We start from the raw sequence: 15,424 nt of genomic DNA, 5'->3' as shown, positions 1-15,424 counted from the left end.
CCGAGCTGGATGGAGACGGTCGCGGTCCCTGCCGCCGGCGTCGTGCCCTTGTCGTAGGTCATTGAGAACCGCCGCCGGCCCGTGAAGGGCACGTCGGAGATATCGACCGTCATCTCGTAGGCCTGGCCGGACGTGACCGGGAAGACGTACCCATCCTCGGTATTACAGGACCTCAAATCCGGGTTCGTCCCGTCGACCGTCAGCCCCGCGCCGAGGTGGCGCTGACCACGTCCCAGGCGGTCCCGTCGAGGAATTCCGGGTCGGTGACGATGCCGTCCGGCAGCCCGGCCGACACGGTCACCGCCACCGCCCCGTCGCCCCAGGCGCCCGCGCCCTCGGCGTTGACGGCCCGGGTCTGGACCTCCACCGAGACGCCGCCGCCCAGGGCATAGCGCAGGTCGTAGGCGGTGATCGGGGCGCTATTGGCGCTCGGTGCCGCCGCCAGCGTGACGTCCAGCCCGTCGGTAGTGAGCGCGTCCAGCACCGGGGCCGCCATGCGCGCGGGCGAGGTGACCGGCCCCGCGCCGCGATCCGCAAGCGCGCCCACCGGTGGCGCGGCGGGGGGCAGCCCCATCCCCAGCATCACCAGAGCGCCACGATGCCGGTGGCGCCCGTCGCCCAGACCCGCGTGACCCGGATCGGGAAGGGCACGCCGGCGGCGATATGGATGGCTTCGGTGCTGCCGCCCACGGTGGTCACCCGCATGGAACCCGATCGCGCGACGGCCAGCGCGCGGCTGGCGGTGGCGAGGCCGGTGAACGAGAGGGTGACGAACCGGCCGTGCGCGCCCGCCCCCTTCTTCCCTGCCCAAATGTCCCGGGGTCTGGGGCAGAGCCCCAGTCCGCCGGAGCGGCCAGGCGCGTCCCGGACGCGGCCTTTGGGCTCCGCCCCTTCTCAGGGCCGGAAGGAGAAGCTCCGTCCCAGGGTCAGCGAAACGCGGCTGTCGCGCTCGGTCTCCCCGCCCTCGTCGCGCGCGGCGGCGTGGTCGATCCGTGCCGAGAGCGCCCAATCCGGCGTCAGGTCGCGGGTATAGGCCGCCCCCAGCGTCACGGTCGTCCGGTCGGGCTCGAACCCGTCGAGCACGTCGACCCGCGCCAGCCCCGCCGAAAGGGTCAGCTGCGAGACCGGCGTTAGCGCCCGCTCATAGGAGAGCCGGGCGCGCGTGCGTGCGACCTCCTGGTCGTCGCCATCGGTCTCCGCCATGCGCTCCAGCGTGACGCGCAGGCTGTCGCCCGGCAGCGGCGCGGCGGCATAGGACAGGCTGAGCAGCGGCGTGGTGTCGCCGCCCTCGAAATGCGCCGCCCCGATCGCCAGCTCCAGCGCCCCGCCGCCGGGCAGCTCCAGCGCGCGGGCCAGCCGCAGCCGCGCGACGGCGCCCCCCGCGACCAGCGTGCGCGAGAAGCGCAGCGCGCGGGTGCCGTTGGGCCGCGCCTGGACGATCTCGCCGCGCCAGACCAGCCCGTCATTCGTCACCGTCTCGCGCCCGCCGGTCGCGACCAGCGCGCCGCCCACGATGGCGATGCGGTTGCGCGCCTCCTCGCGCTCCGAATGGGCGAGGCTCAGATCGACCCGGGTGGCGGGGGTCGCGGCCCAGCTCACCCGCGCGCCCAGGGTCGTGGTCTCGGTCTCGCTGTCCAGCTCGCCCGCATCCGTGGCGGTGCTCCGCGCCGCCGTCAGACGAAAATCCAGCCCCGGCCGGGGCGTCAGGCGTAGCGCGGCGTCCAGGCTCACGCTGCGGGTGTCGTCCAGATCGGGGTCGTCGGTGTCGCGGTAGTTCCGGTCGATCACCTCCGCGCCCAGCTCCAGCCCGATCGGCGCCCGGCGGTTGAGCGCGAGGTCGATCCCCGCGCCCAGCGTCTCCAGCCGACCGTCGTCATCGACGGCCTCGAGCTCGTCGAGCCCGCCCTCCGATCCGTCCGCCCCCGCATCGAGCACGAAGGCGATCCCCTCGACCCGCCGCACCCGGTAGCTGCCGGCGAGCTTCAGCAGGGTGTCGCCATTGTCGAACCCGTAGGACAGCCGGGCCGTGGGCAGGAAGGCGTTCTCGTTCAGCCCCTCCCCGTCCAGCGCCACCGCGGTGCCGAGCGAAAAGGTCAGATCCTGGGTGCGGGTGCGGGTCGCATAGGTGGCGCCCAGATCGGTGTGGAGCCCGGCCCCGTCATCGTCCTGCTCCAGCCCGATCCCCAGATCGAAGCGCAGTTCGGGATTGGGGGCCGCGCCGCGCTCCTGCGCGAGGCCCAGCCCCGCGCCCAGCATGGCCGCGCCCGACAGCGCCAGCCCCGCGCCGCGGCGCAGGGCGCGCGCCCTCCCGCCGTCGCGCATTACTCGAAGAGGCGGCGCTGCGGCACCAGGATGACGTCGCCCTCGGTCAGCACGATATCCTGGCTCATCGCCGCGCCCGCGGCGATGGCGCGGTAGTTGATGACGGTCACGCCCTGAGCGCCGGTCTGGGGGTCGGTGCGGCGCAGCTGCACCCGCTTGTCGGCGGCGAAATTGGTGAAGCCGCCGGTCGTGGACAGCGCCTGCAGGAAGGTCGTGCCGGGCAGGATCCGCTTGGGCCCGGGCTCGTTGACCTCGCCCAGCACGTAGATCAGCATCACCGCCTCTTCCTCGGCCTGCGCCGCGGGATCCTCGGGGCGCAGGGAGCGGACCGAGACGAAGACGTTGGGCGGGGCGGCGAAATTGGAGGCGATGGCCTGCGTCAGCTGCTGGGAGATCTCGGCGGGCGTGCGCCCCCCGGCACGCACGGTGCCGGCGAAGGGAAAGGTGAAGGTGCCGTCGGGCGTCACCAAGACGTTGCGGTTGAGCGAGCTGTCTTGCAGCACCTCGATCGTCAGCGTGTCGCCGGAGCGGACCTTGTAGCCCTGCGCCGCGGCGCCCCCCGCCCAGACGAGCGCCAGGAGTCCCGCGAAAAGCAGCGCCGCCAGGGGCGGAACCCGGATTGCAGTGACCGTCATGACCGTGCCTGCTCTTGTTGTTATGGCCCGGACCCTGCCCCAGCCCCGCCCCCCGAGGGAAGGCGAGGACGGAAACGCGGCCGAAACCGGGCCGCGACTGTTTCCCTCAGACCACGCCATTGCGGGGCGCGCCGCCTCGCGGACGTCCCGGAGCGCCGCCGGCGCCGCCCGCCTCAGCCGTAATCGTAGTCGTAATAGCCTTCGGTATCGGCGAAGCGCGCATGGCTCAGCACCATGCCCAGCACGTTGGTATGTTCCGAGATCTCGCGCTCGCAGGCGTCGATCTGCGCCATGGAGCTCTGCTCGGCGCGCACCACCATCAGCACGCAATCGACCTTGCCGATGAAGGCGCGGGTGTCGTCGCTCACCAAGAGTGGCGGCAGGTCGAAGACCACCAGGTCGGGGCGATACTCAGCCTCGACGGCGTCGAGCGTCTGTTCGGTCTCGGCGCTCAGCATGTAGCGGGCGGGGTCGCGATGGGGCCTGGCCGACATCGAGATGGCGAGGTTGTCGCGCACCCGCAGGGCCTGCCGGGCGAAGGGCACCTCGCCCATCAGCATCTCGCCGATATCGATCTCGGGCTTTCGCCCCAGGAGCTTGGACAGCGCGGGGCGGCGCAGGTCCATCTCCATCAGGATGGTGCGCAGCTCGACCTGGCGGGCGAGCGACAGGCAGAGATTGGCCGCCGTGGTGGTCTTGCCGCAGGCCGGGCCCGGCGAGGTGATGCCCAGCCGCCGCCAGCCGTTGCGCCGCATCTGCAAAAGCGTCTTGGTGCGCAGGATGTCGAAGGGCGTGGCCTCGCGCCCGGGGTCGAGCGTGACGACGCGGTTCTTCGCCAGGAGCTTCGGGTCGGGCGCGAAGGCGGCCAGATCCGCCCAGGCGGCATCGGTCGCCGCCGTGCGGCCGCGCAGGGGCGCGGGGCCGCGGGGGCGCGCGGCCGGCGCGGTGCCGCCGCGCACCGCGCGGGCCTTGTCGAGAGCGTCTCGGAGCTTCTCCATCGGGGATGTCCTCGGGCGGGGGGGCTCAGGCGAGGCCGAGCCGGTCCAGCAGGCGTTGCGTCAGAAGATCGAGCGGCAGGTAGTAGGTGTCCACCGCCCAGAGCCCGGCAGGCACGCCCACCAGCACCGCCAGCATGACCAGGGCCCTGCCGATCCGGCGCCAGATCCGGCGCCTCCGCGTCTCCAGATAGGGGATCGTGGCCAGCGGCACGACGCCCAGCTTGGCCTGCAGGTCGGCGCCCCGGCGCACGGTGGAATTGAGCAGCTCCAGAAGGACGAACAGCCCGAGCGCCAGCACCAGGCCCAGCCCCGCGCCCGCGGCGGCCACCAGCGGACGGTTGGGGCTGTCGGGGCTGTCGGGCACCGAGGCCGCCTCGACCAGGGTGATGCGCTGGCCGCGGGCGGAGAGCTCGATGCGCTCGCCCATGCTGGCCTGATTGAGGCGCACCACGGCGGCGTCGTATTGCTGGCGGATGTTGTCGTAGTCGCGTTGCAGCCCGGCCAGGGTGATGCCGTTGAGCGGCGTCTCGTCGATGGCGTCGCGCAGTTGGGCCAGCTCGTCCTCGATGGGCGGGATCTGGGCGCGCAGCTGCGCGACGCGGGCGTCGATCTCGGCCATCTGGAGGTTGAACAGCGTGGTCTGCGGGTCTTCGGCGGGGGCGGTCTGGGCCTCGCCCGTCTCCGCCGCGATGCGGCTGTCGGCCAGGGCCTCGCGCGCCCGCTCCAGCCGGCCTTGCAGCTGGACGACGCGGGGGTTGGTCTCTGAGAAGACCGTCAGCGCCTCGTCGAGCTCCGCTTCCAGCTCGGCGACCCGCGCCGCCTCGGGCGAGAGGGCGGGCTGCGCGCTCTGCATCCCGGCCGCCTGGCCGGTCGTCTCGAACAGGTCGGTGAGGCGTGCGCGCTGCTCCTCCAGCCCGGTGATGTCGCGGCCCAGCCCGGCCAGCCGCTCCTGCAGGAGCGACTGGCGGTCGAGCCGGTAGGCCTGCCCGTCGGGCAGCGCGTCGACATGCTCGCGCTGGAAGGCGCTGATCCGCTCCAGCCGGGTCGACAGCTCCCGGTCGAGCCGCTCGACCTCCTGCTCGAAGAAGCTCAGCGTGTCGCCGGCGGCGTCGGTGCGGTTGCGCACATTGGCCGAGGTGATGCGGGTGATGTATTCGTTGACGACCGCGGCGGCGATCCGTCCCTCGCGGGCGTTGAAGGTGACGTTGACGATGGTCGGTTGGGCCACGCCGCGCGACGGGCCGCCGGTGGCGCGGATATCGGTGTTGTCGCGCATCTCCTCGACGATCTCGTCGGGCGACATCCGGCCGATCTCCTCGAAGACCGAGAGGTTGCGGGCGATGTCGATCAGGTTGGCGCGGGTCATCAGCTGCTGGCGGATGATCTCGATCTCTTCGGTGGCGGCGATCTGGACCGAGGATTGCGCCAGCTCCTCGGAGATCTGCGGCGCCTCCACCAGAAGCCGCGCCGAGGCCGCGTAGACCGCCGGCAGCCGCAAGGCCAGCACGACGCCCATCGCCGTGCATAGCAGAAACAGCAGCGCCATCACCGGCAGACGCCGGAGCAGCAGCCGGGCGTAGAACCGAAGGTCGGCGTTCATTCCATGATCTTCCTGTCCAGCCGCAGCGGGGTCGGGGCCGGGGCCGGCGCGCGGGTGGTGATGAACATGTCGTCGGCCAGCACGTCGCGCACGGTGTCCGCCTCGACGGTCGCGCGCTCCGAGGACATCGCATAGGCCATGGCGAAATCGCACAGCTTGTTGACCAGGCGGGGCACCCCGCCGGAGCCCTCATGGACGACGCCGATGGCCGCGTCCGAGAATTCCCCTCCGGTGCCGCCGGCATGGGTCAGGCGGTGGCGGATATAGGCGCGCGTCGTCTCCAGATCCATCGCGGGCACGTGGAAGCTGGCCGTCACCCGCTGCGCGAACTGCCGCAGCTCGGGGCGCGAGATCATGTCGCGCAGCTCGGGCTGGCCGACCAGGATCAGCTGCAACAGCTCGTCCTTGCCCGAGTTGATATTGGTGAGCATCCGCAGCTCTTCGAGCCCCTCCATGGACAGGTTCTGCGCCTCGTCGATGATCAGCAGAACGCGCCGCTCGGCGGCGTATTGCTCGATGATGAAGTCCTGCAAAATCTGGAACTTGGTGACATAGGCCGTCTCGTGACCGACATCGAGCCCGAGCGCGTTGAGCACCCAGTGCAGCAAATCGCCGCGCCCGCCCTGGGCGTTGGAGACCAGCCCGACCACGACCTGCTCGCCCAGATCCTGCAACAGCCGCTGCAGAAGCGTCGTCTTGCCCGCGCCCACCTCGCCCGTGATCACGGTGATCGGAGCGCAGGTGAAGACGCCGTATTCCAGCACGGTGAAGGCGCGCTTATGGGCCGGGCTCCAATAGATGAAGTCGGGGTCGGGCAGCAGCGTGAAAGGCCGCTCCCGGAGGCCGAAATGGCTGGCGAAATAGGTCGAGCCGGACATGAACTGCCGATACCTTTCCAAATACGAGGGGCCGGGGCAGGCCGATTCCTTATAGGTCGGTCGCACGGGAAGGTCAGGCCCCCGGGCCCCGATACGATGCCGAATGACACGCATGACACGTTCCCGAGCGCATTGCACATTCGAGTCGGCGCGTCCCGTCACTGGGATCGTACTGTGATCGCACTGTGTCCGCAGGGGGGCGCCGCGACCGGTCGCGCCGGGGCGGGGCGGAGGCGACGATGCGGAATCGGGCCGTTTCACACTGAATTACCGGAAGATGCGGAAAAAGGGTTGTCCTGGGACGATCTAGCGGTCAGACCCAAGGAAAGGTCCAATTCTAGTCGGTTTTTAACGATAGCACCGGCTGGGTCAGCAGGTTCGAGAGCAGAGACCGACGTTAATGAGTGCCTATCCAGACGACATCCACGACCAGATCGGCTTTTTCGTGGATGCCCCCCGTACGCACCCAGTGGCGTCCTATTCCCGGTTCGGCAAGCGCACGCTCGACCTGACGCTGGTGATCCTGGCGCTGCCGCTCTGGCTGCCGCTGATCCTGATGGCGGCGGCGGTCGTGGCGCTCGACGGGCATTCCCCCTTCTACCGCCAGCCCCGGGTGGGCCGCGGCGGTCGGGTCTTTCGGATGTGGAAGCTGCGCTCGATGGTGCCCGGCGCCGACGCCCTGCTGGCGCGGCATCTGGCCTCCGACCCGGAGGCCCGCGCCGAATGGGACGACACCCAGAAGCTGCGCTGCGATCCCCGCATCACCCGCTTCGGCCGCTTCCTGCGCAAGAGCTCGATGGACGAGCTGCCCCAGGTGATCAACGTGCTGACCGGCGAGATGAGCCTGGTCGGCCCGCGCCCGATGCTGCCCGCCCAGCAGGTGCTCTATCCCGGCAGCCGCTACTATGCGATGCGGCCCGGCCTGACCGGCTTCTGGCAGATCTCCGACCGCAATCAGTGCCGCTTCCGCGACCGGGCGCGATTCGACGACGCCTATTGGATGGCGCAGACCCTGCGCACCGACGCCACGGTGCTCTTGCGCACGGTCGGAGTGGTGCTGCGCGGCACCGGCTGCTGAGGATCCGGGGCCAGGAGGCGCGGCGTCGCGCCGCCGCCCCTTGGCATGTCTGTTCCGATATCCAAGTCTGTGTGAAACTCCGGCCCGCCCGCGCGGGCCCTTATCGATTGCTGTGACCCGGACCATGACCCAAGCACGCTCCCGCCTGCGCGCCGCCCTGCTGACCCTGGCGCTCACGCTGACGCTCGCCGCCTGCCAATCCGCCGAGGAGCGCGCCCAGGAACATTACGAGAGCGCCGTGGCTCTGCTGGAGGAGGGCGAATCGGAGCGCGCTCTGGTCGAGCTGCGCAACGTCTTCGATCTCAACGGGCAGCATCGCGATGCCCGCGCGCTCTATGCCGCCACGGTCCTGGAGATGGGCCGCACCCGCGAGGCCATGGGCCAGTATCTGCGCCTGGTCGAGCAATATCCCGAGGATCGCGAGGCGCTGGTCGCGCTCTCGCAGCTGGCGCTGACGCAGGGCGCCTGGGACATTGTGCGCCGCTATGGCAACCGCGTGCGCGATCTCGCCCCCGAGGATCCGGATGTGCGCGCGCTGGCCGCCTCGATCGATTATGCCGACGCGCTGGAGGCCGAGGATCCCGAGGCCCGCCGCGCCGCCGCCGAGCGCGCCCTGGCCCTCTTGGAGACGCGCCCCGACGATCTGCCGCTCTATCGCATCGCCATCGACGACGCGCTGCGCGCCCAGGCGCTCGACACCGCGGTCGAGCGGCTCGACGCCGCGCTCGCCGTGGCGCCCGAGGCGCGCGACCTGCACGACATGCGCTTGCGCGTGCTGGTCGGGCAGCAGGACATGGCCGGGCTGGAGGCCGCGCTCCGGGCCCGCCGCGCGCAGTTCCCCGACGACCGCGAGGCGATGTCCGATCTGGTGCGCTTCCTGCTCTCGGAGGATCGCGGCCCCGAGGCGGAGGCGGTGCTGGCCGATTATGTCGCCGCCGCCCCCGATGCCGAGGCCCAGTCCGAGCGGCAGGTTCTGCGCATCGGCTTCCTGCTGGAGCAGCGCGGGCCCGAGGCGGCGCTCGACGCGCTCGACACCGCCATCGCGGATGCCGAGGCGCCGACCGGGCTGCGCTCCTTGCGCGCTCGTATCCGCTTCGACCAGGGCGAGACCGGGCCGGCCATCGCCGAACTCGAAGACCTGCTGGAGGGGGCCGGCACCTCCGATGCCGAGAACGACGCCCGCATCCTGCTGGCGCGGATGCTGGAGCGGACCGGCAACCGCGTCGGCGCCCAGCGGCGCGTGGCCGAGGTGCTGGAGGCCGATGCCGGCCAGATCGAGGCGCTCAAGCTGCGGGCCGCCTGGGATATCGAGGCCGACGCGGTCGATGCCGCCATCGCCGCCCTGCGCAGCGCGCTCGACACCGCCCCCGACGATACCGGCGCCATGACGCTGATGGCGCAGGCCCATCTCAGGAACGGCGACCGGGCGCTGGCCGGGGACATGCTGTCGCTGGCCGCCGACGTCTCGGGCCGCGCCCCCGAGGAGACCCGCCGCTACGCCGCCTTCCTGATGCAGCAGGAGCGCTGGCTGGCCGCCGAGGAGGCGCTGATCGCCGCGCTGCGCCAGACGCCCCGGAACCTGCCGATGATGCTGGACCTGGCCCGCGTCTATCGCGGGATGGAGGACTGGGTCCGCGCCAGTGACGTGGAGCGCAGCCTGCGCGGCTGGGGCACCGAGGAGGCCACGCAGGCGGCCGACGGGCTGCAAGCCATCCGCCTAGCCGCCGAGGGCCGCACCGAGGATGCGGTGGCCTTTCTGGAAGGGCTCGCCGGGGAGACCGGCGGCGGGGATCTCTCGGTGCGACTGGCGGTGCTGCGCGCCCGGCTGAGCGCGGGCGATCTGGAGGGCGCGCGCGCCTATGCCGACACGCTCCTGGCCGAGGAGCCGGACGCGCTGGTGCGCCGCTTGGCCCATGCCGCCACGCTGCAGGCGGTGGGCGATCTGGAGGCGGCCGAGGCGGGCTTCCGCGCGCTGGTCGAAGACGTGCCGCAGCTGGAGAACGCCTGGATGAGCCTGGTGCGCCTGGCCTATGCCCAGGGCGATTCCGACCGCGCCGAGGCCATCCTGAGCGAGGCCCTCGCCGCGCTGCCCGAGGGGCCCAACCTGCTCTGGACCCAGGCGAGCCTTCTGGAGCGGCGGGGCGATGCCGAGGGCGCCCTGGCCATCTACGAGCGGCTCTACACGGCCGCGCCGAACAATGTCGTCATCGCCAACAACCTGGCCAGCCTGCTGTCGACCCTGCGCGACGATGCGGACAGCCTGGAGCGCGCCTGGACCGTCGCCCGCCGCCTGCGCGAGGCCGAGATCCCCGCCTTCCAGGACACCTATGGCTGGATCGCCCATCGCCGCGGCGACACCGAGACGGCCATCGCCCATCTGGAGCCCGCCGCGGCCGGTCTGCCCGACGACCCGGCGGTGCAATACCATCTGGGCATGGCCTATCTGGCCGCCGACCGTCCCGAGGACGCCGCCGCCCAGTTCCGCCGCGCCCTGGAGATCGAGCTGCCCGGCCCCCCGCCGCCCCAGGTCGCCCGCGCCCGGGCGGAGCTGGAAGCCCTTGAGGCGGGCGCCCCGACGGGCGAGTGACGCGCCGTCTCCGGCTGGCCGAGATCAGGCAGGGCGCGCGCGCTGCCCGCCCCGCCGCATCGGTCCCGGCCAGATCACAGCGTCATCACGGCGCCAGATCGAGCGCCGCGACGACGCGCTCATAGGGAAGGCCGGCGGTCTCGTTCAGCCGCTGGACCTGCTCGGCGCTTTCGCCGTCGAACAGGCACATGCAGCGGCCGTCTTCCGGGGCGAAGGTGGAGCGAAGGTAGCGGATCGGGTCGCCATTGCCGGACATGCGCTCGGCCGTGGCGATGGCGGCCTTCTGCGCGCCGGCCAGGTCCTCCATGCTGATGCCCTTCAGGTTCCGTTCGACCATGTAGACTGACATTGCGGGTCTCCTCCTCTCGATGCCGTGCCTCCAGTGAGGCCTGAAACCCCGCGCCTTGGGAAACAGCGTTTCGCTATCGAACAATAACCGCCGGTTTGGATCGAATCGGCTAGGATCGACGGCATGTGGCGGCATGGGGTCGAGGGGTCGCGGCGATGGAGATGTCCCAAATTCGATATGTGCTGGCGGCGGCCAGGCATCTGAACTTCACCAAGGCCGCGGCGGAGTGCAACGTGTCGCAGCCCGCGCTCACCAAGGGCGTGAAGGCCCTGGAGGACGAGCTCGGCGCCCCTGTATTCCACCGCGAGGGCCGCCGGATCCTGCTGAGCGATTTCGGGCGCTCGATGCTGCCGCATCTCCAACATATCGTCGACGAGGCGGCCGCCACGCAGGTCCTGGCGCAAAACTTCCGGCTGCTCGAAAAGGTGCCGCTTCGTCTCGGCGTGATGTCCACGATCGGGCATATCCGGCTGGCCCGCTTCCTCGCCCAGTTCGAAAAGAACCATAGCGGCCTGGAACTGTCCGTCAGCGAGCAATCCCCCGCGGAGCTGAAGAACAATCTCTCGGAGGGCGACATCGATGCCGCCGTCATGACTTTGACGGACGAGATCGCCGATACGTTCCGGACCCATCCGCTCTACGATGAGCGCTATGTGGTCGTCTTCCCCCCCGAGCACCGGCTGGGGCGGTTGAATGCTGTCACGCTCGACGCGCTTTCGGGCGAGAATTATGTCGACCGGCTCTCCTGCGAGATGCGCGAGATGGTCATGGCCGTCTGCGCCGACAAAGAGGTGGAACTTTATGCGCGGTTCCGCTCCGAGCGCGAGGATTGGGTTCAGGCCATGGTGCTGGCCGGGATCGGCTTCGCGTTCATGCCGGAATATTCAGTCACCCTGCCGGGTCTGATCCAGCGCCCGCTGGTGGAGCCCGCCGTCGAACGGCGCATCGCCTTGGTGACCGTGCCCGGCCGCAAGTTCTCGCCCGCCATGGACGCGCTCATGCGCGCCGCGAACGGGTTCGCCTGGCCCGGCTAGCCCCGGCGGGGGGGCGACCCGGCTAGCCCGGGCGCGGGCCGCTAGGGCCCCGAGACCGAGACCTCCGGCGCCACGGCCGAAACCACCACGCAGAGCGGGCCCCGGCGCCAGACCGTCCTGCCGGGCGAAGACGCCTTCGGGTCGCGCGCGAAGCCGATATCCGCCAGCATATGCGGCGCGCTCAGGGCGAGGCGCTCCAGATCCTGCCGCAGCGGCGCGCGCGGCTCTCTCTCGCGATGCCGAGGGACAAGTTTTTCGAACAGAGTGAAGAGGCGGGCGGCGGCCCCGGCGGCGCGCCGCTGCTCAAGTCCCAGTGTAAGCATTTTGTTTTCTCATCCTTCTTGGCCTATCCTCTCGGTAGGGCGCAGCAGGGCCTGGGCGCAAACCAAGCTTTTGCACGCAATGGATCAGGAAAAGTGAGCCTTAGACATGGCGAAGCTCCCGCCGCTCAATGCCCTCAAGGCGTTCGAGGCCGCAGCCCGTCACGGGGGCTTCGTCGGCGCGAGCGAAGAGCTGCACGTGACCCGCGGCGCGATCAGCCGGCATGTCAAACTGCTGGAGGCGCATCTGGGGGTGCCGCTCTTCGTGCGGCAGGCGCAGGGCGTCCGGCTGACGGCGGCGGGTCTCAAGCTGCTGCCGGTCGTCTCGGAGGCGTTCGGCACGATCGCGCGCGCGGCCGAGAACCTCTCCGCGGATGCCGCCGAGTTGCGCATCATCTGTCCGCCGGGCACGTCGATCCGGTGGCTCTTGCCCAGGCTGGAGGATTTCAGGACGGCGCATCCCGAATTCCGCGTCCGGCTGACGACGGATTTCTACCCCGAGAGCGGCTTCGACCCGATCGAGGCCGATATCGGCTTCTCCGTCTCCAACTGGCCGAACCGGTCGCCGGATCTGGCGGCGCAGCCGCTCTTTCCCACCCTGCTCACCCCGGCCTGCGCACCGCGCTATCTGCGCGACAAGGCATTGCGACGGCCCGAGGCGCTGGCCGCCTGCGAGCTGCTGCACGAAACCAGGAGCCATGCCGATTGGACGGCCTGGACCGACGCCTTCCGCCCGGCGGGGGTCGATCCCGCGCGCGGTCAGGACTTCCCCAATATCGACATCGCGACCAAGGCCGCCGTCATGGGCGTCGGGGTGGTGATGGCGGATCTCGTTCTCTGCCGCGAGGAACTCGACGCCGGAACCCTGGTCGCGCCCTTTCCGGACATGGTCTGCCCATCGCCCCTGGGCGGCATCTGCCTGCTGGCGGGGCGCGACAAATGGCAGATCCCCAAGGTGGCGGCCTTCCGGTCCTGGGCCGATGCCGCCGCCGCAGCCGACCGCGCCGCCGTCAGTCACCTCGTGGCCCGCGCCGGAGGGTGATGGAGCCCCGTAACGGCCCTGCCTGGCGTTACGCGCGGTTCTCCGCCGCTCGGTGGTCTGAGCGCGGTCGGGGCCGTCGCCGCGCCAGGCCCAGCCCGCCCAGCAGCGCGCCCCCAAGCAGCAGCGCGGCCGGGGGCAGCGGGACCGCCGCCGTTTCGATCGACACGTCGTCGATGAAGAAGTTCGAGACGCCGTTGCCGGTCGTTTCCGCGAAGAAGGACAGGGTGTGACTGCCGCCATCGGCGTAGGCGCTGATATCGACGGAGACGAGACTGTAGCCAAGTCCAGACGTGGCCGTCGCGGCGGTCTCCGACCAGACGGTCGTGCCGTTCATGCGCGCCTCGATGAAATCGGACGGATTGGCGGAGAGAGCGGGCGTTTCGAAATAGAACCGGAGCGTCGCCGACCCCGTCGGAAGGACCACCGTCTGAGACAGGCTGCTGGCCTCGGGCGCGGATTGGACGCCACCGAACCACGCCCACCAGTCGCCCGTTCGGGGGCCGCTGCCGTTGCCCGTCCCACAGTTTGCTATCGTGCATAAAGGGGTGCCGAAATTGGCGGAGAACTCGGTCCAGGACGGGTTCGGCGTGCCCGCCTCGAAGCTGCCGTCGGACAGGACGGAGGCATGGACCGCGCCGACGCCCATCAGGAGAGACAGCCCGGCTGCCGCGATCATTCGAACCATCTCGTCTTTCTCATGCCGCTCCGTTATCCTTGCAAAACGCTCGCAGAGTGCCGGCACCCTGTCAATTTCGCCCGAGCCTTGCGCATATCCGCCGCCCGCCCCGGGCAGGCCCGCATCACATTCGCGCAAGCCGCGCCGCGCGCCTCCGTCCCGCCTTCTTGTCCGTGGCCCGATGTTCTATACGGGCGCGACCCGACCTCGACGCCCCCGAGAGGAGCTTGCGCCATGGCTCAGATCGACACGACCCCCGGCAGGACGGGCCTCGCGGGCTGGGCCCTGGGCGGCCCGCTCTTGGCGCTGCTGCTGCTGGTCTCTCTGCCGATCTTCTGGTTCGGCTTCGTCTCGCTGATCCAGGCCTGGAGCACGCCGGAATACAGCCACGGACCGCTGATCCCGCTGATCTCGCTCTATCTTTTCCTGCGGGAGCTGCGCGACCGCCCCGAGCGGGCCGAGACCGGCCCCATCCGCCGCTGGCCGGGCCTCGCCGTGATCGCGCTCGCCCTGGCCGTGGCCGTGCTGGGCAACGTGGTGCGCATCCCCGACATCGTCACCTATGCCTTCATCCTCTGGGTGGGCGGCGTCGTGCTGACCGTCTTCGGCTGGGAGCGGGGGATCCGCCATCAGCTGCCGGTGATCCACCTGATCTTCATGCTTCCCCTGCCGCAATTCCTCTACTGGCAGATGACCACGATGCTGCAGGGCATCTCCTCGGAGATCGGCGTCTGGTTCGTGCAGCTTGCCGGGGTGCCGGTCCATCTGGACGGCAACATCATCGACCTGGGGATCTACAAGCTGCAAGTGGCCGAGGCCTGCTCGGGCCTGCGCTATCTCTTCCCGATCCTCAGCTTCAGCTATCTCTTCGCGATCCTCTACCGGGGCCCGTTCTGGCACAAGGCCGTCATCTTCGCCCTGGCCGCGCCGCTGACGGTGTTCATGAACTCCTTCCGGATCGGCGTCATCGGCATCCTGGTCAATTCCTACGGGATCGAGCACGCGGAAGGGTTCCTGCATTTCTTCGAGGGCTGGATCATCTTCATGTCCTGCATCGCGCTGCTGTTTCTGGCGGCGATCCTGCTGCAGCGGCTGACCCCCGCCCCCCTGCCACTGTCGGAAGCGGTCGATCTGGACACCAACGGGCTGATGGGCGTGGCGGGCCGGATCACCGCCCTGCCCGCCACCGCGATGCTGGCGGTCGGCACGGTCGCGACCGCTGCGGTCTCGGCGCTCTATCTGACGGTGCAGGCGCCGCCCGCGCCGCCGGTCGAGCGGGACGGCTTCGCGCTGTTCCCGCGGACGCTCGCGGGCTGGTCGAGCTTCCGCACGCCGCTGGAGCCGGAGATCGAGGCGGTGCTCGACGCCGACGACTACATCAACGCGACCTTCCTCGACCCCGAGGAGGGCGCGCCGGTCAATTTCTTCTCGGCTTTCTACGCCAAGCAGACCGAGGGCGGCGCGATCCACTCCCCCGAGGTCTGCCTGCCCGCCGGTGGCTGGGAGATCTTCTCGCTGGAGACGCGCGAGGTCTCCTTCCCGGACACGGCCTTCGGCACGTTCGAACTGAACCGCGCGATCATCCAGAAAGGGTTGCAGCAACAGCTGGTCTACTACTGGTTCGAGCAGCGCGGGCAGCGCTTCACCAACGATTTCGTGGCCAAGCTGGCGGTGATGCGCGACAGCCTGCTGATCGACCGGACGGACGGGGCGCTGGTGCGCTTCGTCACCCCCATCGGGAGCGATGACGACGTGGCCGCCGCCGAGGCGCGGATCGAGGCGCTCATGGCCGAGATCTTGCCGCGCCTGCCGCGCTTCCTGCCTGGGACAGGCGGGGACGCCGCCGGCCGATGAGCCCCCCGCCCCCGGCGGAGGACGTCCCCCAGCTCGACCCGCGCGCGCGCG

Annotated in this window: 15 protein-coding genes; 5 read left to right on the top strand and 10 right to left on the bottom strand. The window is 70.4% G+C overall.

Going from position 1 to position 15,424, the window contains the following annotated elements; translation table 11 throughout:
* Window positions 1-199: 199 nt before the first annotated feature.
* The 7 genes from DTQ71_RS19865 to DTQ71_RS19840 all read right to left on the bottom strand — a co-directional run bounded on the left by DTQ71_RS19865 (window position 200) and on the right by DTQ71_RS19840 (window position 6,433).
* Window positions 200-574 carry a hypothetical protein gene (locus DTQ71_RS19865; RefSeq protein WP_146204907.1) on the bottom strand — a complete coding sequence of 125 codons (375 nt, stop codon included), beginning with the start codon at window positions 572-574 and terminating at the stop codon, window positions 200-202.
* 8 nt (window positions 575-582) lie between these two features.
* The gene (locus DTQ71_RS24985; protein ID WP_425452111.1) at window positions 583-813 is read right to left on the bottom strand and encodes a spike base protein, RCAP_Rcc01079 family; all 231 of its coding nucleotides are present in this window, start codon (window positions 811-813) and stop codon (window positions 583-585) included.
* Between the two features lie 81 nt (window positions 814-894).
* Window positions 895-2,322 (bottom strand): hypothetical protein, encoded by a 1,428-nt coding sequence (locus DTQ71_RS19860; protein WP_109566051.1) that lies wholly within the window; start codon window positions 2,320-2,322, stop codon window positions 895-897.
* The gene (locus DTQ71_RS19855; RefSeq protein ID WP_109566050.1) at window positions 2,322-2,957 is read right to left on the bottom strand and encodes a polysaccharide biosynthesis/export family protein; all 636 of its coding nucleotides are present in this window, start codon (window positions 2,955-2,957) and stop codon (window positions 2,322-2,324) included. Before DTQ71_RS19855 ends, DTQ71_RS19860 begins: the two co-directional genes overlap by 1 nt.
* Window positions 2,958-3,130: 173 nt before the next feature.
* Complete coding sequence (locus DTQ71_RS19850) at window positions 3,131-3,955, bottom strand: tyrosine-protein kinase family protein (protein ID WP_109566049.1); 825 nt, start codon at window positions 3,953-3,955, stop codon at window positions 3,131-3,133.
* A gap of 25 nt (window positions 3,956-3,980) precedes the next feature.
* Window positions 3,981-5,555 (bottom strand): GumC family protein, encoded by a 1,575-nt coding sequence (locus DTQ71_RS19845; protein WP_109566048.1) that lies wholly within the window; start codon window positions 5,553-5,555, stop codon window positions 3,981-3,983.
* The gene (locus DTQ71_RS19840; protein ID WP_109566047.1) at window positions 5,552-6,433 is read right to left on the bottom strand and encodes an ExeA family protein; all 882 of its coding nucleotides are present in this window, start codon (window positions 6,431-6,433) and stop codon (window positions 5,552-5,554) included. The genes DTQ71_RS19845 and DTQ71_RS19840 overlap by 4 nt, the downstream gene beginning before the upstream one ends.
* Window positions 6,434-6,833: 400 nt before the next feature.
* Between DTQ71_RS19840 and DTQ71_RS19835 the strand changes: the two genes are divergently transcribed.
* Window positions 6,834-7,511, top strand: a complete 678-nt coding sequence (locus DTQ71_RS19835) for a sugar transferase (protein ID WP_109566046.1) — start codon at window positions 6,834-6,836, stop codon at window positions 7,509-7,511.
* A 124-nt stretch (window positions 7,512-7,635) separates the two neighbouring features.
* Window positions 7,636-10,098, top strand: a complete 2,463-nt coding sequence (locus DTQ71_RS19830; RefSeq protein ID WP_109566045.1) for a tetratricopeptide repeat protein — start codon at window positions 7,636-7,638, stop codon at window positions 10,096-10,098.
* A gap of 85 nt (window positions 10,099-10,183) precedes the next feature.
* Here DTQ71_RS19830 and DTQ71_RS19825 read toward each other — a convergent pair whose 3' ends face one another.
* Entirely contained in the window at window positions 10,184-10,447 is a 264-nt protein-coding gene (locus DTQ71_RS19825; protein ID WP_109566044.1) for a DUF4242 domain-containing protein, read from the bottom strand.
* A gap of 161 nt (window positions 10,448-10,608) precedes the next feature.
* Between DTQ71_RS19825 and DTQ71_RS19820 the strand changes: the two genes are divergently transcribed.
* Window positions 10,609-11,481, top strand: a complete 873-nt coding sequence (locus tag DTQ71_RS19820) for a LysR family transcriptional regulator (RefSeq protein WP_170125514.1) — start codon at window positions 10,609-10,611, stop codon at window positions 11,479-11,481.
* 41 nt (window positions 11,482-11,522) lie between these two features.
* Here the strand turns inward: DTQ71_RS19820 and DTQ71_RS19815 are convergent, their stop codons facing one another.
* Window positions 11,523-11,804 carry a hypothetical protein gene (locus DTQ71_RS19815; protein WP_109566042.1) on the bottom strand — a complete coding sequence of 94 codons (282 nt, stop codon included), beginning with the start codon at window positions 11,802-11,804 and terminating at the stop codon, window positions 11,523-11,525.
* Between the two features lie 106 nt (window positions 11,805-11,910).
* Between DTQ71_RS19815 and DTQ71_RS19810 the strand changes: the two genes are divergently transcribed.
* A complete protein-coding gene (locus DTQ71_RS19810) occupies window positions 11,911-12,843 on the top strand; it encodes a LysR substrate-binding domain-containing protein (protein ID WP_109566041.1) in 933 nt (310 codons plus the stop codon).
* 28 nt (window positions 12,844-12,871) lie between these two features.
* Here DTQ71_RS19810 and DTQ71_RS19805 read toward each other — a convergent pair whose 3' ends face one another.
* A complete protein-coding gene (locus DTQ71_RS19805) occupies window positions 12,872-13,528 on the bottom strand; it encodes a hypothetical protein (protein ID WP_146204906.1) in 657 nt (218 codons plus the stop codon).
* Window positions 13,529-13,753: 225 nt separating this feature from the next.
* Here DTQ71_RS19805 and xrtD point away from each other — a divergent pair, with 225 nt between their 5' ends.
* Entirely contained in the window at window positions 13,754-15,373 is a 1,620-nt protein-coding gene (gene xrtD, locus DTQ71_RS19800) for a VPLPA-CTERM-specific exosortase XrtD (RefSeq protein WP_109566039.1), read from the top strand.
* Window positions 15,374-15,424: the final 51 nt, after the last annotated feature.

It is taken from the genome of Jannaschia seohaensis (genome assembly GCF_900116765.1).
Classification (GTDB): Bacteria; Pseudomonadota; Alphaproteobacteria; order Rhodobacterales; family Rhodobacteraceae; genus Jannaschia; species Jannaschia seohaensis.
This window is presented reverse-complemented; position numbering and strand designations above follow the sequence as displayed.

Bases quoted from the DNA above. Each gene is read 5' to 3' on its own strand.
- xrtD (WP_109566039.1), top strand. From the start codon at position 13,754: ATGGCTCAGATCGACACGACCCCCGGCAGGACGGGCCTCGCGGGCTGG.
- DTQ71_RS19825 (WP_109566044.1), bottom strand. From the start codon at position 10,447: ATGTCAGTCTACATGGTCGAACGGAACCTGAAGGGCATCAGCATGGAG.
- DTQ71_RS19815 (WP_109566042.1), bottom strand. From the start codon at position 11,804: ATGCTTACACTGGGACTTGAGCAGCGGCGCGCCGCCGGGGCCGCCGCC.
- DTQ71_RS19820 (WP_170125514.1), top strand. From the start codon at position 10,609: ATGTCCCAAATTCGATATGTGCTGGCGGCGGCCAGGCATCTGAACTTC.
- DTQ71_RS19860 (WP_109566051.1), bottom strand. From the start codon at position 2,322: ATGCGCGACGGCGGGAGGGCGCGCGCCCTGCGCCGCGGCGCGGGGCTG.
- DTQ71_RS19810 (WP_109566041.1), top strand. From the start codon at position 11,911: ATGGCGAAGCTCCCGCCGCTCAATGCCCTCAAGGCGTTCGAGGCCGCA.
- DTQ71_RS19830 (WP_109566045.1), top strand. From the start codon at position 7,636: ATGACCCAAGCACGCTCCCGCCTGCGCGCCGCCCTGCTGACCCTGGCG.
- DTQ71_RS19865 (WP_146204907.1), bottom strand. From the start codon at position 574: ATGGGGCTGCCCCCCGCCGCGCCACCGGTGGGCGCGCTTGCGGATCGC.
- DTQ71_RS19855 (WP_109566050.1), bottom strand. From the start codon at position 2,957: ATGACGGTCACTGCAATCCGGGTTCCGCCCCTGGCGGCGCTGCTTTTC.
- DTQ71_RS19850 (WP_109566049.1), bottom strand. From the start codon at position 3,955: ATGGAGAAGCTCCGAGACGCTCTCGACAAGGCCCGCGCGGTGCGCGGC.
- DTQ71_RS19805 (WP_146204906.1), bottom strand. From the start codon at position 13,528: ATGGTTCGAATGATCGCGGCAGCCGGGCTGTCTCTCCTGATGGGCGTC.
- DTQ71_RS19835 (WP_109566046.1), top strand. From the start codon at position 6,834: ATGAGTGCCTATCCAGACGACATCCACGACCAGATCGGCTTTTTCGTG.
- DTQ71_RS19840 (WP_109566047.1), bottom strand. From the start codon at position 6,433: ATGTCCGGCTCGACCTATTTCGCCAGCCATTTCGGCCTCCGGGAGCGG.
- DTQ71_RS19845 (WP_109566048.1), bottom strand. From the start codon at position 5,555: ATGAACGCCGACCTTCGGTTCTACGCCCGGCTGCTGCTCCGGCGTCTG.